This is a genomic window from Rhizobium sp. NLR8a (genome assembly GCF_019685235.1).
GTDB lineage: Bacteria > Pseudomonadota > Alphaproteobacteria > Rhizobiales > Rhizobiaceae > Rhizobium.
This window is the reverse complement of sequence record NZ_JABDWI010000002.1, coordinates 65,496-86,729: the sequence shown is the minus strand read 5'-3', so window position 1 is coordinate 86,729 and position 21,234 is coordinate 65,496. Positions and strand designations below refer to the sequence as shown.

At 61.9% G+C, this 21,234-nt stretch carries 17 protein-coding genes and 1 pseudogene; 14 read left to right on the top strand and 4 right to left on the bottom strand.

Annotated features, from left to right (window positions below; all coding sequences use genetic code 11):
* Positions 1-5 precede the first annotated feature (5 nt).
* The 5 genes from cyoB (at position 6) to HJC04_RS03650 (ending at position 5,162) form a co-directional block, all read left to right on the top strand.
* A complete protein-coding gene (gene cyoB, locus HJC04_RS03670; RefSeq protein WP_221144841.1) occupies positions 6-2,009 on the top strand; it encodes a cytochrome o ubiquinol oxidase subunit I in 2,004 nt (667 codons plus the stop codon).
* Between the two features lie 5 nt (positions 2,010-2,014).
* Entirely contained in the window at positions 2,015-2,635 is a 621-nt protein-coding gene (gene cyoC, locus HJC04_RS03665; RefSeq protein WP_064812310.1) for a cytochrome o ubiquinol oxidase subunit III, read from the top strand.
* Positions 2,632-3,033, top strand: coding sequence for a cytochrome o ubiquinol oxidase subunit IV (cyoD, locus tag HJC04_RS03660; protein WP_210632492.1), 402 nt, complete (start codon positions 2,632-2,634; stop codon positions 3,031-3,033). The genes cyoC and cyoD overlap by 4 nt, the downstream gene beginning before the upstream one ends.
* A gap of 37 nt (positions 3,034-3,070) precedes the next feature.
* A complete protein-coding gene (locus HJC04_RS03655) occupies positions 3,071-3,826 on the top strand; it encodes an SURF1 family protein (protein WP_221144839.1) in 756 nt (251 codons plus the stop codon).
* A gap of 142 nt (positions 3,827-3,968) precedes the next feature.
* On the top strand, positions 3,969-5,162 hold the full coding sequence (locus tag HJC04_RS03650; protein ID WP_221144836.1) for an acyltransferase: 1,194 nt from the start codon (positions 3,969-3,971) through the stop codon (positions 5,160-5,162).
* Between the two features lie 5 nt (positions 5,163-5,167).
* On the opposite strand, the gene HJC04_RS03645 is transcribed toward HJC04_RS03650, so the two are convergent.
* The 3 genes from HJC04_RS03645 to HJC04_RS03635 form a co-directional block, all read right to left on the bottom strand.
* Positions 5,168-7,096, bottom strand: coding sequence for a PAS domain-containing sensor histidine kinase (locus HJC04_RS03645; protein ID WP_221144827.1), 1,929 nt, complete (start codon positions 7,094-7,096; stop codon positions 5,168-5,170).
* A 68-nt stretch (positions 7,097-7,164) separates the two neighbouring features.
* Positions 7,165-8,571 (bottom strand): FAD/NAD(P)-binding protein, encoded by a 1,407-nt coding sequence (locus HJC04_RS03640; protein WP_221144818.1) that lies wholly within the window; start codon positions 8,569-8,571, stop codon positions 7,165-7,167.
* A gap of 351 nt (positions 8,572-8,922) precedes the next feature.
* Positions 8,923-9,819: a LysR family transcriptional regulator gene (locus tag HJC04_RS03635; RefSeq protein WP_221144816.1), complete on the bottom strand. Its 897-nt coding sequence runs from the start codon at positions 9,817-9,819 to the stop codon at positions 8,923-8,925.
* A gap of 114 nt (positions 9,820-9,933) precedes the next feature.
* Here HJC04_RS03635 and HJC04_RS03630 point away from each other — a divergent pair, with 114 nt between their 5' ends.
* The 4 genes and pseudogenes from HJC04_RS03630 (at position 9,934) to HJC04_RS03615 (ending at position 13,055) form a co-directional block, all read left to right on the top strand.
* Positions 9,934-11,016 carry a 4-oxalomesaconate tautomerase gene (locus HJC04_RS03630; protein WP_210632487.1) on the top strand — a complete coding sequence of 361 codons (1,083 nt, stop codon included), beginning with the start codon at positions 9,934-9,936 and terminating at the stop codon, positions 11,014-11,016.
* 85 nt (positions 11,017-11,101) lie between these two features.
* Positions 11,102-11,455 (top strand): annotated as a pseudogene (locus HJC04_RS03625) (hypothetical protein); the annotation flags it as partial.
* Between the two features lie 12 nt (positions 11,456-11,467).
* A complete protein-coding gene (locus HJC04_RS03620; protein ID WP_210632485.1) occupies positions 11,468-12,298 on the top strand; it encodes an ABC transporter ATP-binding protein in 831 nt (276 codons plus the stop codon).
* Positions 12,282-13,055: an ABC transporter permease gene (locus HJC04_RS03615; protein ID WP_210632645.1), complete on the top strand. Its 774-nt coding sequence runs from the start codon at positions 12,282-12,284 to the stop codon at positions 13,053-13,055. Before HJC04_RS03620 ends, HJC04_RS03615 begins: the two co-directional genes overlap by 17 nt.
* Positions 13,056-13,411: 356 nt before the next feature.
* Here the strand turns inward: HJC04_RS03615 and HJC04_RS03610 are convergent, their stop codons facing one another.
* Positions 13,412-14,029: a flavodoxin family protein gene (locus HJC04_RS03610; protein WP_210632484.1), complete on the bottom strand. Its 618-nt coding sequence runs from the start codon at positions 14,027-14,029 to the stop codon at positions 13,412-13,414.
* A gap of 274 nt (positions 14,030-14,303) precedes the next feature.
* Here HJC04_RS03610 and HJC04_RS03605 point away from each other — a divergent pair, with 274 nt between their 5' ends.
* From HJC04_RS03605 to HJC04_RS03585, 5 genes are all read left to right on the top strand, one after another.
* Entirely contained in the window at positions 14,304-16,112 is a 1,809-nt protein-coding gene (locus HJC04_RS03605; RefSeq protein ID WP_210632644.1) for an ABC transporter ATP-binding protein, read from the top strand.
* A gap of 230 nt (positions 16,113-16,342) precedes the next feature.
* Complete coding sequence (locus tag HJC04_RS03600) at positions 16,343-18,241, top strand: ABC transporter ATP-binding protein (RefSeq protein ID WP_221144814.1); 1,899 nt, start codon at positions 16,343-16,345, stop codon at positions 18,239-18,241.
* 103 nt (positions 18,242-18,344) lie between these two features.
* Entirely contained in the window at positions 18,345-18,644 is a 300-nt protein-coding gene (locus HJC04_RS03595; RefSeq protein ID WP_210632482.1) for a hypothetical protein, read from the top strand.
* A 319-nt stretch (positions 18,645-18,963) separates the two neighbouring features.
* Complete coding sequence (locus HJC04_RS03590) at positions 18,964-20,004, top strand: LacI family DNA-binding transcriptional regulator (RefSeq protein ID WP_221144812.1); 1,041 nt, start codon at positions 18,964-18,966, stop codon at positions 20,002-20,004.
* A 119-nt stretch (positions 20,005-20,123) separates the two neighbouring features.
* Positions 20,124-21,161 carry a LacI family DNA-binding transcriptional regulator gene (locus tag HJC04_RS03585; RefSeq protein WP_210632480.1) on the top strand — a complete coding sequence of 346 codons (1,038 nt, stop codon included), beginning with the start codon at positions 20,124-20,126 and terminating at the stop codon, positions 21,159-21,161.
* The last annotated feature ends 73 nt before the right edge of the window (positions 21,162-21,234 follow it).

The window sequence follows — 21,234 nt, the reverse complement described above, 5'->3', positions numbered from 1 at the left end:
GTTCCATGTTTTCCAATCCTGACCTCCTGAAGTTGATCTTCGGCCGGTTGACCCTCGACGCCATTCCCTACCACGAGCCAATTCTGGTCGTGACCTTCATCGGCGTCGTCATCGGCGGTCTCGCCGTGTTTGGCGCCATCACCTATTTCAAGTTCTGGGGTCCGCTCTGGCACGACTGGATCTGCAGCGTCGATCACAAGAAGATCGGCATCATGTATGTGATCCTGGCCGTCATCATGCTGCTGCGCGGCTTTTCCGACGCGATCCTGATGCGCGTCCAGCAGGCGATCGCCTTCAACGGCTCGGAGGGCTACCTGCCGCCGCACCATTACGACCAGATCTTCACCGCCCACGGTGTCATCATGATCTTCTTCGTGGCGATGCCCTTCGTCACCGGTCTGATGAACTTCGTGGTGCCGCTGCAGATCGGGGCGCGCGACGTGTCCTTCCCCTTCCTCAACAACTTTTCCTTCTGGATGACCACAGCCGGCGCGATCATCATCATGCTGTCGCTGTTCATCGGTGAATTCGCCCAGACCGGCTGGCTCGCTTATCCGCCGCTGTCGGGCGCCGCCTACAGTCCGGGCGTCGGCGTCGACTATTATATCTGGGGCCTGCAGGTGGCCGGTGTGGGAACGACGCTGTCCGGCATCAACCTGATCGCCACCATCGTCAAGATGCGCGCGCCCGGCATGACCTTCATGAAGATGCCGGTCTTCACCTGGACGGCGCTCTGCACCAACGTGCTGATCGTCGCCTCCTTTCCGATCCTGACGGCAACGCTCGCGCTGCTATCGCTCGACCGCTATGCCGGCACGAATTTCTTCACCAACGACCTCGGCGGCAATCCGATGATGTATATCAACCTCATCTGGATCTGGGGCCATCCGGAGGTCTACATCCTGGTGCTGCCGGCCTTCGGCATCTTCTCGGAAGTCGTCGCCACGTTCTCGGGAAAACGCCTGTTCGGCTACGCCTCGATGGTCTACGCCACCTGCGTGATCATGATCCTGTCCTACATCGTCTGGCTGCACCACTTCTTCACGATGGGTTCGGGCGCTTCCGTCAATTCCTTCTTCGGCATCACCACGATGATCATCTCGATCCCGACGGGAGCGAAGATCTTCAACTGGCTCTTCACCATGTATCGCGGCCGCATCCGCTACGAGGTGCCGATGCTGTGGACGGTCGGCTTCATGGTGACCTTCGTCATCGGCGGCATGACCGGCGTCATGCTGGCGGTGCCGCCGGCCGACTTCGTGCTGCACAATTCGCTGTTCCTCATCGCCCATTTCCACAACGTCATCATCGGCGGCGTTCTCTTCGGCATGTTCGCCGGCGTGAACTACTGGTTCCCGAAGGCCTTCGGCTTCAAGCTGGATCCCTTCTGGGGCAAGATGAGCTTCTGGTTCTGGCAGATCGGCTTCTGGTTCGCCTTCATGCCGCTCTACGTGCTCGGCCTGATGGGCGTCACCCGGCGCATGAGCCAGTTCGAGGACCCGTCGCTGCGGATCTGGTTCATCATCGCTGCCTTCGGCGTCGGCCTGATCGCGCTCGGCATCGCCGCCTTCCTGATCCAGATCGTCGTCAGCTTCATGAAACGCGAGGAATTGCGCGACGACAGCGGCGATCCCTGGGATGCCCGGACGCTGGAATGGTCGACCTCCTCGCCGCCGCCGGACTACAACTTCGCCTTCACGCCCGTGGTCCACGACTATGACAGCTGGTACGACATGAAAAGGCGCGGCTACGAGCGCCCGCTCGGCGGCTTCAAGCCGATCCACATGCCGAAGAATACCGGCACCGGCGCCATCCTGTCGGCCATCAGCGTCGCGCTTGCCTTCGGCCTGATCTGGTACATGTGGTGGCTGGTGATCCTTTCAGCCGTCGCGCTGCTGGTGGTGGCGATCGGCCATACCTTCAACTACAAGCGCGACTTCTACATTCCCGCCGGCAAGGTGACCGAAACGGAAGGCAAGCGCACGGCGCTGCTTGCCGAGCAGGTGTAATGACCATGAGCGATCAAACCATCGACACGGCCGAAAAGCCTGAATTCTATCTGACCGAAGACCATCATCCGGAAGGGAGCACCAATCTCGGCTTCTGGCTCTACCTGATGAGCGACTGCCTGATCTTCGCGGTGCTGTTTGCCACGCACGGCGTGCTCGGCCGCAACTATGCCGCCGGGCCGTCGCCAGCCGATCTCTTCGATCTGCCGATCGTCGCTCTCAACACCTCGATGCTGCTCTTCTCCTCGATTACCTACGGCTTCGCCATGCTGCAGATGGAGCGGAACGCCAAGGCGGAAACACTGTTCTGGCTTGCCGTCACCGGCCTGTTCGGCGCAGCCTTCATCGGGCTCGAACTCTACGAGTTCATCCACCTGATCCACGAGGGCGCCGGACCGACCCGCAGCGCCTTCCTTTCCTCCTTCTTCACGCTCGTCGGCACACACGGGCTGCACGTCACCTTCGGCATCATCTGGCTGATCACGCTGATGGTGCAGGTGTCGATGCACGGGCTGGTCGAGGCCAACCGCCGCCGCCTGATGTGCCTTTCGATGTTCTGGCACTTCCTCGACGTCGTCTGGATCGGCGTCTTTTCCTTCGTCTATCTGCTCGGAGTTCTCGGATGAGTTCGCAAGCACCCACCCATGAGGATGCCCACGAGGCGCATCACGGCCACAGCCATGGTCACCAGGCCGGCCACGGTACGTTCAAAAGCTACATGACGGGCTTCGCACTTTCCGTCATCCTGACCGCCATTCCCTTCTGGGCGGTCATGTCCGGCGTCGTCGCCAGCCCGGCACTGACAGCGGTGCTGGTGATGGGCCTCGGCGCCATCCAGATCGTCGTCCATATGGTCTTCTTCCTGCACATGAACCCCAGGAGCGAAGGCGGCTGGACGATGATGGCGCTGATCTTCACCCTCATCATCGTCGCCATCGCGCTTTCCGGTTCGCTCTGGGTCATGCATCATCTCAATTCCAATATGATGCCGATGAGCCCCGAGATGATGAAGAACATGCCGTGACAGCAATGAGGGGCGGCGGCAGCGCCGCCCTAAGTCGATGAGCGAAGCCCCCACGCAAAAATCGGAAAGACAGCGTTTCCGGGCAAAACGTGCGCTTTTCGCCGTCTGCCTGACGCTGCTTGCCGCCATCCTCTTTGGCCTCGGCACCTGGCAGGTTCAACGCCTGGGCTGGAAGCGCGACCTCATCGCCCGCGTGGACCAGCGCGTGCACGACGCCGCCGTGCCGGCCCCGGCGCGCGCCGACTGGGGGAAGGTCAATGCCGGCAGCGACGAATATCGCCGGGTGACCGTCGAGGGAATGCTGGCAAACGGCAAGGAGACGCTGGTCTACGCCTCGACCGTGCTCGGCCCGGGTTATTGGGTGATGACGCCGCTGATGCTCGCCGACGGCACCGCCATCCTCGTCAATCGCGGCTTCGTGCCGACGGACAGGCGCGACCCCGCGTCGCGCCGCGACGGTCAGATATCGGGCCTGATCGAGATCACCGGACTGATGCGGATGACCGAGCCGAAGGGATCGCTGCTCCAATCCAACGACGTCGCCGCCGACCGTTGGTATTCACGCGATGTCGCAGCGATCGCCCAAAAACGCGGCCTCGGCGCGGTCGCGCCCTATTTCATCGATGCCGACGCCGCTGCAAATCCCGGGGGCCTGCCCGTCGGCGGCCTCACCGTCATCCGTTTTCCCAACAACCATCTCGTCTATGCGATCACCTGGTACGGACTGGCGGTGATGGTGCTGGCATTGCTGGTGTTTGTTGTTCGCGGCGAGATCGGAAGAGGCCGAGCGTAGGCCGGCCTCGCTGTCGCTTTTCAAGGGCGCGAGCGCTCCGGCAAGCAACAGTTGCACGCCGGCAGTTTGCGCGCGCCGGCTTAATCTCTTGTAAAGCGGTGTGCGATACTGCTTGCCTCAACAGAACATTTCAAAGTTGCACATGAGCCGGCCGGATTACATCCCCAGTCTCGATGGTCTGCGCGGTGTCGCCGCGCTTCTGGTCGTGCAGGCGCATATCGGGCTCATCTTTCCGAATACAGCCTTGCGTAACATGACGATGGGCAGCGAAGCCGTTGGCCTGTTCTTCGCCCTCAGCGGCTTTCTGATGGCCCATCTCTATGGCGCGCGGCCGGTGACCAGAGAAAATGTCCTGGATTTTCTGGTGAGCCGCTTTGCCCGTATCTATCCGGTCTATCTGGTTGCCGTCCTGCTCGTGGCAATGCTGTCGAGCACGCAAGATCTCAATTTCGTTCAGCCGATCACCGGCGGCACGGAATTTCTCCGCCACGTCTTTCTTCTAGGCTCAAGCGGCGTTTTCTGGTCAATTCCACCCGAAATTCAATTCTATCTGTTCTTCCCGATCCTTTGGCTCTGCTTGACCTGCCCGCAGCGCTATAGCGGTGGGATCGCAGGTTTGGCGGTGCTGGTCGTGGTGGATGGTATGCTTGAGCTGCCGGGACCAGGCATACTGCTTCTTTCCAAGCTCCCCTATTTTCTGTTCGGCGCCCTTGCCGGGGCGATGCATCCCCACTGGGATAGGTGGACGCCATCCCCCCTCACGGGCGCTTTCACCCTGTTCCTTCTGGCGGTGTTCTTCACCTACAGGCATGTCTTGCCTGATTTCTCCCCTGAATTCTGGAGCCTGCAAAGCGCGGCCGCCGCAGCCATAATCGTGGCGCTGGTCGCTCGACAGCCTCCCATCGCAGCCCATGTCCTGGCAGCGCCACCCGTGCGGTTCTTCGGCGCGATCAGCTTTTCGCTCTATCTTTTCCACGTCCCCATCATGTTCCTTGTAGGCCGGGCTTTCGAGGCTCTGATGCCGGAACCGGCGCTCATCCTGGTGGCGCTTTTTGTTGTGGCGGCAGGAGCATGGTTCATTCATGAGACGATAGAAGTTCCGAGCCGACGCCTGCTCGTCGGCTTGTGGCAGCATCATCGGTGGCGCGCAGCCGCGCGGGAAACTCCGGCTGAGACGATCGAACAGGCGATCGTCGACCTGCAAGAGACCGAAAAGCGCCTGCTGGACGGCGCAACTCCGGGCGCGACGGGTAAACAGCAAGTTCCGACGACCTCTGAACTCGGAGCCGGCCGCACTGCCCTTCAGGATAATGGTGACGAGAAGCTTCGCGCCTAGAGCGGTCAACAAGCGATCCGGCTGATCGCTTCGGCAAGCTGCGCCTGCGAGAAGGGCTTGCCCAGGCGGGGCAGATTGGCGGCGCCGTCGCCGTCGGGCAGATCGGCGTAACCGGTGGCGAGAATGATCGGCATCTCAGGCCACTCGCTGCGGATCGCCTCGGCGAGTTGCGCTCCCGTCATCCGCGGCATGGCATGATCGCAGATGACCAGATCGACCTGCTCTTTGCGCAGAATGTCGAGCGCCTCTGGACCGGCCATGGCCTCGAAAACGGTGTGGCCGAGATCCTCCAGCATCAGCGTCGTATTCATCAGGACCAGCCCGTCATCATCGACGGCGACGATGCGCAGCCCCTGCGGCGGGTTATCCGGTTTTTGCGGCGTGTCGGCCGGTGCTTCGGCAGTCTGCTCGGCAATGACGACAGGAAACCATAGCTCGGCCGTCGTGCCTTCGCCCAGCGTGCTCTTGAGGAGGAGCCGGCCGCCGGACTGGCTTGCGAGACCCTGCACCATGGAAAGGCCGAGGCCGGTGCCCTTACCGACACCCTTGGTGGTGAAGAACGGTGTGACCGCCTGCTCCAGCGTCTTCGCATCCATGCCCTCGCCTTCATCGATCACTGCTATTCTTATATAGTGGCCGGCCGACAGTGGCCCCTTGCCTGCGGTTATCGTTTCCTCGGACGCGCGAAGCATGATGCGGCCGCCGGAAGGCATGGCGTCGCGCGCGTTGACAACGAGATTGAGGATCGCCATCTCCAGCTGGTTGGGGTCGGTGAGGATTGTCGGCAGCCTGATCGGGAAGGAAGTCTCGATCGTGGTGAGGGGGCCGAGCGACCGGCTCAGAATGTCCATCATGCCGCGCACCAGGCCCGAGACGTCGATCGGCTCTATGTGCAGCTCCTGCCGGCGGGAAAAGGCAAGCATGCGCTGCGTCAAGGCAGCACCCCGCTGGGCGCCCTGCATGGCATTGTCGACCAGCGAAGTCAGCGAGCGGTCCTGTGGCATGCGCTTCTTCAGGAGTTCGAGACTGCCGAGCACGGCCATCAGCAGATTGTTGAAATCATGGGCGATGCCGCCGGTCAATTGGCCGATCGCCTCCATCTTCTGCGATTGGAAAAGCTCTTCGCGCGCCTGCTCCAACGCCCGCTGCGTTTCCATCTTTTCGGTGATGTCGCGGGTGATCTTGGCGAAACCGAGCACTTCGCCATCTTCGTCGCGGATAGCGTCGACGACGACGCTGCCCCAGAAACGGCTGCCATCCTTGCGGACACGCCAGCCTTCCCTTTCGAACCGGCCTTCGGCGCGCGCGACGCGGAGCGCCTTCTCCGGCAGGCCGGCCGCGCGATCCTCGGGCGTATAGAAGGTCGAGAAATGCCGGCCGATGATTTCATCAGGCCGATAACCCTTGATGCGCTCGGCGCCGAAATTCCAGCTGCTGACATTGCCGTCGGGATCGAGCATGTAGATCGCATAGTCCGAAACGCCCTGAACCAGACGGCGAAACTGCTCCTCGCTCTGGCGGATCGCGTGTTCGGCGGCCCTGCGTTCGGTCAGATCGCGGGTGATCTTGGCAAAGCCGACCAGTTCGCCGGAGGGGTGGCGGATCGGATCGATGACCACATGCGCCCAGAAGCGGCTGCCGTCCTTGCGCCGGCGCCAGCCCTCCCCCTCATACCGGCCCTCTTCCATCGCCGTGGCGAGCGCGCGCTCGGGGATACCCGCGGCGCGATCCTCATCCACATAGAAACGGGAAAAATGCTCGCCGAGAATCTCCGAAGGTTTGTAGCCTTTGAAACGTTGAGCGCCGGTATTCCAGCTGGTGACGATGCCTTCCGGGCTCAGCATGTAGATGGCGTAGTCGGTGATGGCATCGACCAGAAGACGAAAGCGCCCCTCTTCGTCAAGAGACGTATCATGTCGATCCAGCACTTCCATCTGCCCCTCTCGGTTACCAGCGCTCATAACGCGGCATCAGGCAGAAGGTTCCAAAATATCACACTTTTTCACACCGCCCTGACCTGCGGATGGAACCGCTCACCGATACGCTCGGCGGCTGCATAAGCCTGCGAGACGATCTCCGGCACGAGATCGATATCGGGCAGGCTGCCGAGGCCGAGCGGGCCGACGGCAAAAAGTCCGGCGACCGTCGAGCCGTCCTCCAGGAAAGGCTCGCCGCGCGCATTGACTGCCAGTCCGAGCGAAAGTTCGTCCGGCATGGCGAGGCCGGCGGAAAACAGGCTCTGCATCAGCGGCGCGGAAAGATCCGGCGCCCGGCAGCGGCAGTCGATGATGCGCTCGGCATGGATGACCTCCTCGACAGAGGAGCCGGCCGGCGTGAAGAACAGACCGCTCAGGCCCCGGCGGCCGGCCCGGCCGCGGCGCAGCACCGTGCGGCCTTCGGCAAGCTCGCGTTTCAGGCGCAGGTGCATGGCCTCCGGCAGGCGATTGCGGTGACTGTCGTAGATTGCCCGCAAATGGCGGTTGAACTGATGTTTGTCGCGGGCCGGCAGCGATCTCCACAGGGAGCGGGCATGTTTCCTCAGCCCGTTCATCACCGATTGCCAGCTTCGCCCCTCCTCTTCCGCCTCGCGACAGGCCTGGCGGATGAAGCGCACGATGTCGGGCAGGCTCTCCGGCAGCGCTTCGGCCGGAAGCACCGGATCGGCGGAATTCGGCGTATGGCTCTGGGGCAGGAAGCCGCGCCGCGAAATGATCGTCACCTGGCCGGCAAAACCGGAATCGCGCAGCTGCAGCAACTGATCGACGACGCGAATGCCGCTGCCGAGCAACACGGCATGCGGCCGCGCGACAAGGCGCTGAGCCCTGACCGGCGAAGGATCCGGCTCGCCGGCGTCCGGTTCACCCAGGCCGTAGCCGGTGGCGAGAATCACGGTATCGAACAGCGGATTGGCCGGATTGGCGCTTTCGAGCAGGAAGCGGTTGCCATGGCTCCGGCGGATCGCCACCACAGGATCGTTGCAGACCTGGACGGTGATGTCCCGGCGTGCGGCGAGCGCTTCCGAAAAGCGCTGATAGACGTAATCGCTGAAGATCTCCTTCGGCACGAAGATCTGCCGGAAACCGGGAATGGCGGCCGGTACGGCAGCGCGGAAAGCGGCGTTGCTACAGAGCCAGTCGTTGAAATCGTCGCTGTCGCCGACCGAAACCGAGAGATCACGCACGCGGGTGTTGAGGATCGTCGAGGCGCGGGCGGCGGCCAGCGCCTGGCCGCCACTGACCGACGAATTCGGATCGAACAACTGCAGATGGAAAGGTGCGCGCAGCGTCTTCATCAGCGCAATGGCCGTCATCATTCCGGAGAAGCCGCGCCCGACGATCGCAATGCGCGGCACGGCTGAGATCTGCGCCGCCGCCTTGGCCCTTCCGGAAAAAAGTCCCTGAACCGTCATCGCAACTCCTTTGCGCTTCATTCGCAGCCTGGGCTCGATCGAGGTTTCAACGCATAAACAGCGGCTTACGCGTTGATGAGGGTTACGCGGCCATTCGCGCCGCAGCTCGGGCCTCACCGGGGCCCCCCAAGAAAACGAGGGCATGATCCCTCGCCATAGTCTATTAAACTAGTCGTGTATGAAAGCGCCAAAAACCGGAAGTGGCAAGAGGTTTGTTAGACACGCGATTAAGTCATTGATACCGCAGAAGATTTTTGACTTCTCCCGAAGTGGCCATGCCGCTGCCTTCGCCGCGGTCGTGCTTGCCAAGTCTGATCGGCCTGCTCGGACGGTCCTGAAGGCACCGTTCAATCAGGCTCCCCATACGCCTATCAACATCTTGAGAAACCGCTCCGCCGCAGGCGACAACGTGCCGCCGCGGCGGCGAACCACACCGATCGTTCGAGATATCTCGGGGTTGCGAATAGGGCGGGTGATCAGGAACGGATGATCTTCTCGCGGGGTTGCCATTCGAGGCAGCACCGAAATCCCAAGGCCCGCCTCCACCAGCCCAAGGGAGGTAGACAGATGAGTTACCTCATAGAACCAGCGCAGCTTAATGTTCGATTTTGCCAGTGCCGCGTCGAGCAGCGTTCTGTTGCCGCTCGACCGATGAACGGTGATCACGTGATAAGGCTCTAACTCCGCCCACTCGACCCATTGTTTTGCTGCAAGAGGATGATCCTTGCGCGCTGCAAGTACGAATGGGTCTTCCGCAAGCCGCTCGAAGGTAAGGTCCGGGTCGGAGGTGCCCATGATATTGATTCCGAATTCCACTTCCCCGCTTGCCACGGCTTGAAGCCCGTCGGTGGCAGGCAGATCGAGGATACGAAAGCGGATGTTCGGATATTCTTCATTGAACTGGCGAATGACCGTAGGCAGGAAGTAGAATGCCGCGGTTGGAAGACATGCGATAGTCACCAACCCCCCTCGATTGGCTCCAACGTCACGCACAGCAAAGAGGGAGCCATCGAACTCCTCCAGCATGCGTCGGACGAGGGGCACCAGTTCCGTCCCGAGGGCCGTCGCTGACACATGCCTGGTTGTGCGTTCCAGAAGCGGTGCCCCGATGGCCTGCTCCAGTTTTTGAATGCGGCGGCTCAACGCAGGCTGCGACATATGCAGGGCATCGGCCGCGCGATTGAAGCTCTCCAGTTCTACGACGCTCAGGAAGGCTCTTAGGTCGAGGATCTCACAATTAATGCTCATTTCGCATCAATCCTTCAAATCTTAGCATTTTACAAATAAAAAATTCTTCCAATAATCGGATCAAACAACGCCGATTGATACGGTGATGGCATAATTCCGGCGAAAGCACAACCGATGAACGATCTGATGGCTATTCCCTGCGTTCTGATGAGAGGAGGCACCTCGAAAGGCCCTTTCTTCCTCGCCAGGGATCTTCCCGCGGACACCGACCAGCGTGACAAGATTCTGCTGTCGATCATGGGCTCGGGTCATCCGTTGCAAATCGACGGAATTGGCGGCGGCAACCCGGTTACCAGCAAGGTCGCCATCATCGGACCTGCCAGCGTTCCCAGCGCAGACGTGGATTATCTCTTTGCCCAGGTGCGAGTCGACCAACAGATCGTCGATACCTCGCCGAACTGCGGCAACATGCTCGCCGCAGTTGGCCCGTTTGCCATCGAGGCTGGACTGGTTCCGGTGCGTGGAGAGACGACGCTCGTTCGGATCCATAACGTCAACACCAGCAAGCTGATCGAGGCCGAAGTTCCCACTCCGAATGGCAGCGTCTCCTATCTCGGTGAAGCTGCAATCGACGGAGTGCCCGGGCGCGCCGCGCCAATTGCGCTTACTTTCATGGACGCAGCCGGAGCTCGTACCGGACGGCTCTTTCCCACCGGCAAAGCCATCGACCTGATCGGCGGCGTGGCTGTCACCTGCATCGACTGCGCCATGCCGATGATCCTGATCGAGGCAGTTTCGATCGGCGCAACCGGCCTGGAATCGGCAGCCGAACTCAATGCTGACAGGGAATTGCTGGAACGGCTGGAAGAGCTGCGGATTGCGGCTGGCGAACGAATGGGCCTTGGAAACGTGCGCAACCAGGTAACGCCAAAGCCGGTGCTCATATCGCGGCCAAAGGCCGGAGGCGACCTCAGCGTACGTTATTTCATGCCGCATCAATGTCATCCGTCGCTGGCAACCACGGGCGCCGTCGGAATTGCCACAGCCTGCATCACCAAGGATACGGTCGCTTCGCTTCTGATCGGCCGGAGGGCCCCTCCGCTTGTTCTTTCCATCGAGCACCCCAGCGGCCACCTGGACGTCAAGCTGTATGAACGGGACGGCAAGACCGTCGCCGGAATCCTTCGCACCGCCCGCCGGCTGTTCGAGGGACATGTGCTAGCAAAACCTGTCACGCAACTGGGTTGCGCGGCATAATAGCTCTGGCCGCCAGGAGGGCGCCAACAACAGGAGGAGAATATCATCATGCGCAAGCTTATGCTCGCCCTCGCGGCAACCGTCGACCTCCGTCCTCTATGCCACGCAAAGTTATATCGAGGAAAATCCCGAGACGATCCAGAAGGTCACCAATGCGACGGTCAAAGCGCTCGAATGGATGAACAGCCACTCCGCGGAAGAAATCGTGGAGAAGCTCCCGAAGGAGTTCATTTCCGGCGATCGTGACACCTACGTCAAGGCGGTCGAGAACGCCAAGGCGATCTTCTCGAAGGACGGGCGCATTAACGAGGAGGACATCAAGATCCCGCTCGCCGTCCTGAAGAGCTTTAACGACAAAGTCGCCGCGGGTGAAATCGACCTAGCGAAAACCTACACGAACGAGTTCGTCGGCAAGGTCCCGAACGCCGCTGCCAACTGATAGGAGGAGGTCATGGAATTGGCCGTCGTGAAAACTGCACCCCCGACCAACCGTCCGGATCATTCGAAGCCGATGGTTTCCATCGACGCAATCACCATGTCCTTCGGTGCTTATGTGGCGGTGCAGGAGGTTAATCTAAGCGTCTCCGATGGCGAATTCCTGGCCATCGTCGGACCGACTGGATGCGGCAAAAGCACCATACTTAACGCAATTGCCGGTCTTCTGAAGCCTGCCAGCGGCACTGTTTCCATCGACGGTCAGCCGGTCCGCGGGGTCCAGACCGATATAGGTTACCTGTTCCAACAGGACGCACTGCTTCCGTGGAAGACCGCAATCGAGAACGTGGAACTCGGTCCCATGTTCAAGGGTGTCGGAGCTGCCGAACGTCGGGAGCACTCGATGAGATGGCTGGCGAAGGTCGGATTGAAGGGGTTCGAGCATCGATATCCGCATCAACTTTCCGGCGGCCAGCGCAAGCGTGTGCAGATGGCACAGGCATTGATCACCGGCCCCAAGGTGATCCTGATGGACGAGCCTTTCTCCGCGCTCGATATCCATACCCGCCACCTGATGCAGAACGAGCTGCTGCGGCTTTGGCAGGAGGAACGGCGCGCAGTGGTGATGATAACGCACGACCTCGAGGAGGCGATCGCCCTTGGCGATCGGGTCGTCGTGCTTGCCGCCGGACCGCGCTCGCGCGTCATCGACAGCTTCCCCGTCAACCTCGAACGCCCGCGTGATGTCGCCGAAATCAAGCTCGATCCGCGCTTCCTGGATCTCTATCGCAACATCTGGTCATCGCTGCGCGGTGAAGTGGAGAAAAGCTATGAACGTCATGACTGAACGCCTCATTCAAATCGTGCTGCTCGTGGCAATTGTCGGCGGCTGGCAGCTCGGTGTCGCGGCAGGCGTCATAGACGTCTTCTTTTTCCCGGCTCCTCTCGACATCTTCGACCAGGTCTTATCCTGGGTGGCCGACGTCGACTTCTACAGCCACGTCGCCATCACGCTGACAGAAACCGTGCTCGGCTACCTCGTCGGAACGGCACTCGGCGTCGCCGCAGGCGTGTGGCTTGGTCTCAGCCGTTCGGCTGCGCGCATTCTCGACCCCTTCATCAAGGGGCTGAACGCAATACCGCGCGTCGTGCTCGCGCCGATCTTCGTGCTCTGGCTCGGCCTTGGGCTGTGGTCCAAGGTGGCGCTCGCCGTGACGTTGGTATTCTTCGTGACGTTCTTCAACGCGATGCAAGGCGTGCGCGAAGTCAACCCGGTGGTGCTGTCGAACGCCCGCATTTTGGGCGGCAATCGGAGGGACCTGCTTCGCCATGTCTATTTCCCGGCAGCGGCGAGCTGGATTCTGTCGTCGTTGCGTACTTCGGTGGGCTTCGCCGTTGTGGGGGCCATCATCGGCGAGTATCTCGGCTCTTCCGCCGGGCTCGGTTATCTGATCGCTCAGGCCGAAGGCAATTTTGATGCGGTCGGCGTCTTCGCGGGCATCCTGATCCTCGCGATCTTTGTCTTGATCATCGACAGCATTCTGGACATCGCCGAGAAGCATCTCATCAAGTGGCGAACAAGTGCTTCTGAACGGCCGGCGTGACGATCGTCGCGGCAACCGAAAGAACTACCGGCACGCGTTCTCCCTTACACAAGAAAGGGAGAACGCAAGCGTTCTGAGCGAGAGGACTTCGAACGAAACGTAATATTCGCCGTTGCCTTGTCGACGAGATAGATCATCCGATCGGTCGGACACACAAAAAGTCCCTGAACCGTCATCGCAACTCCTTTGCGGCTTCATCCGCACCTGGGGTTGATCGAAGTTTCAACGCATAAACGGCCGGTCACGCGTCGATGAAGGTAGGTCATGCGGCAATTCTCCCTGGCAAGAGCTTTATTGCCGAATCGATCTAACGCGTTAAACTGAATGCATATTTGAAGCGCTGCCCGCGATTGGCCTCAGCCGCCCTCGCCCGGATATGGCTTCGCCTTCAACAGACCTGCCAAATGCGCCGTGTTGCGGGCCAACATGTTGACGGCCTTGGTCACGACCTTCGGCACCTTGTCGAGATCGACGAAATTGGTTGAACCCATCGCTACTCCGACCCAGTAGGCGACGGCATTGGCCGGAATGGTGAAACCGACATCATTGAGCGCCTGGTAGAGTTCGGCCGAGATATGATGGGCGCCGTCCTCGTTGCCGACGACGGCAACGGCTGCCACCCTGCCGTAAGACACCATACGGCCCTGATCGTCTGTCTCGTCGAGGAAGGCGTCCATGCGCTCGAGCGCCCGCTTGCAGACGCTGGACGGCTGGCCGAGCCAGATCGGCGTCGCCATCAGCAGGATATCGGCGTCGAGCAGCTTTGCGCGAATATCCGGCCAGTCGTCGCCGGCGCCCTCGTCCGAGCTCACGCCCGGCTTGACGTTGAAATCGGCAAGGCGGAGCACTTCGGTCACGACGCCGTATTCGGACATCGCCTTGTCGATGAGAGCGATCATCCGGTCGGTCGATGACGGATCCTTGGCGTCGCTGGTCTTCAGCGTCGCGTTGAGAGCAAGGGCTTTCAGCGGCATGGGTCTCTCCGTAACGGGCGCCTCTCGGGCCTTGCTGCTGCAACCCACCCGCGCGCCGATAGTTCCCGAGAGGGATGCGTGAGGGCCTCACGCAAAAATAACCAGTTGGTGAATTCTTTACTTGAACGCCCAGTTGGAATCGGCAAAAATGACGGTGCTATCAATCCCTTCATGGATTTGCCGTCTTTTCGGGCCAGCGTCCGAGCACCACATCTATTGGAAAAATACCGTGAGCAGCGATGCGTCAACACGCGCGACGAAGCCTTCGGCTTCGATGGCGCTTGCAACTGCGGCAGGCTGGGGCCGAGGCCTCTATACACTGGTGCGCATCACCGTGATGGCCTTCCGCCATCCCTGGCAGGCCGGCTTGGCGATTGGCGCCACCCTCATCGCCTCCACCTTCCAGCTGATGATCCCCCGCCTTCTTGGCCGGGCGGTCGACCACACGCAGATGGCGATGGGCGGCGGTGCGGCCGGCCAGGCGGCGCAAGACGCGCTTCTGACCACGGCGTTGCTATTGCTCGGCGCCAGCGTGCTGCGCGGTCTCTTCACCATGGTGCAGAACTATTTCAGCGAATCCGTCGGTCACCACATGGGCTACGAGCTGCGCCTGGCCTGCTACGAGAAAATCCAGCGCCTCTCCTTCAGCTTTCACGATACGGTCCATTCCGGCGACCTGATCACCGTCGGCCTGCTCGATCTCGAGGGCGTGCGCATGTATTTTTCCACCGCGCTGGTCCGCATGGTCCTGCTGTCGATCCTGATCGGCATCGGCGCCTATATGCTGCTGTCGACAGATGTCGTGCTCGGGCTGCTGGCGCTCTCCTTCGTGCCCTTCGTCGGTTGGCGCTCCTCGGTGACGCAGCTCAGGCTGCGGGCCACCTGGCTCGACCTCCAGGAGCGGCTGTCGGTGCTGACCCGGATCATGGAGGAGAATCTCGGCGGCATTCGCGTCGTGCGGGCCTTTGCCGCCCAGGAACACGAACTGTCGAAGTTCGAGGCCGCCTCGAAGAACGCGCTGGCGCTTGCGCATCAGCGGGTCGGCATCCGCGTCGTCAACACCAGCGCCATGACCTTCTCCTTCTTCGCCGCCATGGGCCTCGTGCTCTGGGTCGGCGGCGGCAAGGTCATGTCGGGCGAGATCACCGTCGGCACGCTCGCCTCGTTCCTGACCTTCATGACCATCCTGCAGATGCCGGTGCGCCAGCTCGGCCTGATGGTCAATGCCTTTGCCCGCGCCTCCACCTGCGGCTCGCGGCTCTTTGCTCTGCTCGACCTCGACATCGCGATCAAGGATGCGCCGGACGCGACGGATTTGGCGGTGACGGAGGGCGTGCTGCGCTTCGAGAATGTCAGCTTCGCCTATCCCGGCTCGGAAAAGCGCACCGTGCTCCATGATGTCTCCCTTGAAGCCAGGCGCGGCCAGACGATCGGCATCGTCGGCCCTCCCGGCAGCGGCAAGTCGACCATCGCCCATCTGATCCCGCGCTTCTACGATGTCAGCGGCGGCAGGATTACCATCGACGGCCAGGACATCCGCAAGGCGACACTGCAGTCGCTGCGCCGGGCTGTCGCCGTCGTGCAGCAGGATTCCTTCCTGTTCACGACGACGATCGAGAACAACATCGCCTATGGCGACCCCTGGGCCAAGGAAAGCCGCATCGAACGCGCCAGCGAAAGCGCTCAACTGCACAATTACGTGCTCGGCCTTCCCACCGGTTACGGCACCGTCGTCGGCGAGCGCGGCGTGTCGCTCTCCGGCGGACAGCGCCAACGTCTTTCGATCGCCCGCGCCCTGATGCTGAAGCCGGCGGTGATGGTGTTCGACGATTCGACGGCGGCAATCGACGCGGCCACCGAGCAGCGCATCCGCAGCGCCATGCGCCGCTACGCCGCCGACCGGGTGACCATCATCGTTGCCCATCGCCTGAGCTCGCTTATGCATGCCGACCTGATCCTGTTCGTCGAAGACGGACGGATCGTCGAGCGCGGCACGCATCAGGCGCTGCTTTCGCTCGGCGGGCGCTACAAGGCGCTCTACGATCTGCAGGTGCGGCCGGGCGACGAGGTGTTGAGCGCGTGATGAGATGCCTCTCTTCTCCCCACTGGGGAGAAGTGCCGAGCAAAGCGAGGCGAAGAGGGCGAGGAGCGACAGCGACGAGTGCCCTGAGCGGAAGCGAAGGGCAAAGAGGGCGTGCCGTGCGGCCCCCCCATCCGCCCTTCGGGCACCGTCCTTCGGACCCCCCGCTGGGGAGAAGGGGACACGCAATGAACGTGCTGGCCACCTGACATGATGGCCGCAGGAGGAAAGACATGGCCGAGGAACTGGAAACAGAGCGTCCCGACGTTCGCGAGGATGGGCGCCGTCCGCCGCGGGCGGTGGTCGGTTCGCATCGCGTCGAGGAGGAAATGTTCGGCAAGGCCTTCGACGGCAACATCATCAAGCGCATCTGGGCTTTCGTTCACCCCTACCGCACCCAGGTCCTCTGGGCTGTTGTCGCCGTGCTGACCTTCACGACGATGCAATTGCTGATCCCGCTGATCATCCGTTACGCCATCGATCACGGCATGTCGCCGGGCGGCAATCATGCGGCGCTGATCTGGGCTGTTGCCGCCTTCACCATCGCCATCCTTATCAATTATGCGGCAAGCTACGCGCAGGAGACGCTGGTCGGCAATGTCGCGGAAGAGGTGCTCTTCGACATCCGCAAGGCGATGTTTTCGCATCTCCAGCGCGTCTCGCTCTCCTTCATGGACAAGACCGAAGTGGGGCGGCTGATGTCGCGCCTGCAGGGCGACGTCAACTCGATGCAGGAATTCCTCGAAACCTCGGTGCTGTCCGTCGGCGACATCGTGCTGCTCTTCGGCATCGTCTTCGTGATGCTCTATCTCGATTTCAAGCTGGGGCTGCTGACGCTTTCGGTGCTGCCGGTGCTGTTCGTCGTCCGGCTGTTCTGGCTGCCGCTCGCCCGCAAGTCCTTCATGGCCGCGCACGAGACCAATTCGGTCGCCAACGGCGCGCTTGCCGAAGCGATCCACGGCGTGCGCGCCGTCCAGAGCATGGACCGGCAGGGCGTCAACTTCACGCTCTACGACGACAAGGCGCATGCCAATCTCAAAACGCATCTGACGGCCGCGCGTTATGCCCAGGTGATGGTGCCGATCGTCGACAGCCTGACCGGCGTGGCGATGGCGCTCGTCATCGTCGTCGGCGGCGCCCGCGTTCTCAACCAGGCGCTCGATGTCGGCGTGCTCGTCGCCTTCCTCTTCTATATCCAGCGCTTCTTCGACCCGATCCGCTCGCTGACCCTGCAATATTCGGTGATGCAGCGCGCCATGGCTTCGGGCCAGCGGCTGACCGAAGTGCTCGACGTCCCCGTCGACATCAAGGACGCGCCTGACGCCAAGACCCTGTCGCGCGACATGGACGGCTCGGTGGAATTCAAGGATGTCGTCTTCGGCTACAATCCGAAGCATCCGGTGCTGAAACATGTGAGCTTCAAGGTCAATCCCGGTGAGACGGTGGCGCTGGTCGGGCCGACGGGCTCCGGCAAATCGAGCTGCATGTCGCTAATCCATCGCTTCTACGACGTGCAGCAAGGCCAGGTGCTGGTCGGCGGCCACGACGTGCGTGACCTGACCCAGGATTCGCTCGGAGCGCAGATCGCCATGGTGCTGCAGGAACCCTTCCTCTTCACCGGCACCGTCTTCGAAAACATCCGCTACCATAAGCTGGAAGCGACGCGCGAACAGGTGATCGAGGCGGCCAGGGCCGTCGGCGCGCATGATTTCGTCATGCGCCTGCCCGATGGCTATGACAGCATTCTCGGCGAGCGCGGCGGCAATCTCTCGCTCGGCCAGCGCCAGCTTTTGAGCTTTGCCCGCGCCCTTGTGGCGGATGCGAAGATCCTCGTGCTCGACGAGGCAACCGCCAATATCGACAGCTATACCGAGATGCTGATCCAGAAGGCGCTGGTGAAGCTGCTCGAAAACCGCACCGGCCTCGTCATCGCCCATCGCCTGGCGACGATCCGCGAAGCCGACCGCATCATCGTGCTGCAGAACGGCGAAATCATCGAAAGCGGCGACCACCGCCAGCTGATGAAGAACGGCAAGCTCTATTCCAGACTCTACAATCTCAACTACGCCTCGTTCGACGATATTCCCGAGGACGTGCTGGAAGAGACGACGGCGGCGGGGCCGGCAACTTGATGGGGATGACTTGCGTTAACGCGTGTCGTAAAGATTGAACGAACAAACGCGTTCCTGCCGCATTTCCCTCTTATCCGGGGCAAGTGCCACTGAGGAGAATGTCATGAAGAGAATTATTAGCAGCCTGTTGATCGCGACGGCCCTTGTTGGATCGGCTATTCAGCCTGCTGCGGCGCGTGACCACCATCATCACGACAATACCGGCCGGATCATCGCCGGCGGCGTCGCGGCAGGTGTCGTCGGCGGCCTGATCGGCGGCGCACTCGCCAATGGCGGCCCTCGCTACGTCGATGAAGGCCCTCGTTATGTCGAGCCGGCGCCGAGGTGCTGGTATGAGGACCGCGACGTCCGCAACCGCTATGACGGCTATTACCATACCGAAACCGTGCGGGTCTGCGAATAGCCCCTGAATTCTTGCAGCGGCATTGGTTTTAATCGCCGCCGGTTTGCCTCCAGCCGAGGCTGCGTCCCGCAGCCTCGGTTTTTTGTGCGACATCCCGGCCGCTCGTCCGGGCCGAAGACCCCCTCCATGCCGCACCGTTTCACGTAAAAGTCCAACAAGATCTCTTCTTTGATCGCCGCCGAGACCGTGGCTTAGCCCCTCCCCCTTGTGGGGAGCGGTCTTAGCGTGAGCCGGCACGCCAACGAACAGCACGCAAAAGATCCCGCCCATCCCGCCGCCTGTCATCCGGCTGTCAGAGACGCGCAATAGTTGAGAGCCGATGGATGATGGTCCCGTGAACGGCGGCAAGGTGCTGAGAAAAGAGCGCATGCGTTTCGTCAGCGCCGAACAGGTGGCGCAAATGGCGGGCGTTTCGCGCTCGGCTGTCTCGCGCACCTTTACGCCAGGCGCGAGCGTTGCGCCTGCAACGCGCGAGAAAGTGCTGCGGGCCGCCGAAGAGCTCGGCTATCACGTCAATGATCTGGCGCGCGGCGTGCTTGCCAATCAAAGCCGCCTCGTCGGCATGGTCGCCACACGGCCGGAGGTGGGTTTTCGCGCGCATCTGGCCGCCGCCCTTGCCAAAGCCCTGATCCGGCGCGGCAGCATTCCGATTCTGATCAACACCGGCCAGACGGAAGACGAACTGCTCGCCGCCCAGAAGATGCTGATCGGCCACCGCGCCGAGGCGATCATCATCCTGTCCGGCTCGCCGCCGGCGAGTTTCCTCGAACTCGCCCAGCGCAACGGCCAGCCGCTCGTCGTCATCGGCCGCTCGGAGCCCGACGCCGACCATGTGCGCGCCGGCAATTCCGAAGCCTCGCGCAAGGCGGCGACGGCCTTTTATGAAAGCGGCAGGCGTCAGCTGGCAGTGATCGGCTCCAACTCGGGAACGCCTGCTATCATGGAGCGCGAAAGCGCCTTCGTTTCGGCAGCCAAGTCGCTCGGTGCATCGGTCGTCGTCGCACGCGGCGACGATTCGGATTATCAGGGCGGCGTCACCGCCGGCCGCGCCCTCTTATCCAAAAGAATGAAGCCGGACGCCATCTTCTGCGCCAACGACCTGATCGCCTTCGGATTGATGGATGTCGCGCGCCTGGAAGCGCGGCTGCGCATTCCGGAGGATATCGCCGTCATCGGTTTCGACGACGTGCCGGAATCCTCCTGGCTGAGCTATCAGCTGACCACCTTCCGCCAGGACCCGGTGGTCATGGCGCAGCGCGCCGTCGATCTGATGGAGCGGCGGCTCGAAAACCCGGACTCGCCCCCGGCTTACGAACGCGTCATTCCGGAACTCATCATCCGCCAGAGCTTCAAGCCCTGACGTCTCTCCCTGGCTTTTCGCGGGCGCAATCCTGTGGCAAGAAGGACCGGACACTGGGATCGAGGCGTTACGTTCTTTGCGCATTTGGGCGGCGTCGTCAGGGAGGAAGATCGCTGCAGATGAAAGGAATTCGCCAGCTCGCCGAGCACCTCGACATTTCGATCGGGACGGTGTCCCGGGCGTTGAACGGCAAGCCGGATGTCAATGAAGACACGCGCCGGCGCGTGCTGGCCGCCGCCGAAGAACTCGGTTATGTCGCCAACCAGTCGGGCCGCAGCCTGCGCCAGGGCATGACCAACGTCATCGGGCTGATGCTCGAGGTCAGCCGCGAGACGGTCGAGAACAGCGACGACTTCTTCCTCGGCGTCACCGACGGGCTGCAGAGCGTCTTTTCCCGCCACAAGCTCGATCTGGTCATGCTGCCCTGCCCCGATGACGAGGACCCGCATGAATATCTGAAGCGCATGGTGGCGCGCCGGCTCGTCGATGCGCTGATCATCTCGGCGACGCGGCGCACCGACCGGCGCATCGAGTTTCTGGAAAAGGCCCGCATCCCATTCGTGGCGCTCGGCCGCAGTGCGTCCGGCGGCAGCTATACCTGGATGGATCTCGATTTCGAGGGCGTGGCGGCGCGCGGCGTCGACCGACTCGTCGCCAAAGGCCACCGGCGGATTGCGGTGGCGGCCCCCTCCTCCGACATCAATCTCGGCTACATCTTCCTCGACAGTTACCGTCAGGCGCTGAAACGGCACGGCATTCCCTTCGACCCCGCCCTCGTCATCCGTGTGAAGTCGAGTGAACAGGGCGGCTATCAGGCCGGCCACGAATTGCTGATGATCGAAGAGAGGCCGACCGCAATCATCCTGATCCACGAACTGATGGCGATCGGACTGTACCGGCGGCTTGCGGAAGCCGGCATCGTGCCCGGGCGCGACCTTGCCGTCGTCGGTTTCCGCGAAGAATCGCGCACACATTTCCTGCAGCCGACGCTGACCTCCTTCCGCATGTCGCTGCGCGATCTCGGCGCCCAACTCGGCGAAACCCTGCTCGCCACCATGCCGGCCTATGCCGACCATTATCCGCAGGGCGCGCGCAACAGGATCTGGCCGATGGAACTCGTTCCAGGCGAAAGCGACGCCTTCACACTGGCGGGCTGAACCCCGTCTATAGGCAAAGATTCAGCAGGGCCGGCTTGAGGCTGCCTGATGCTCTCGATCGGCTCGCCGACAA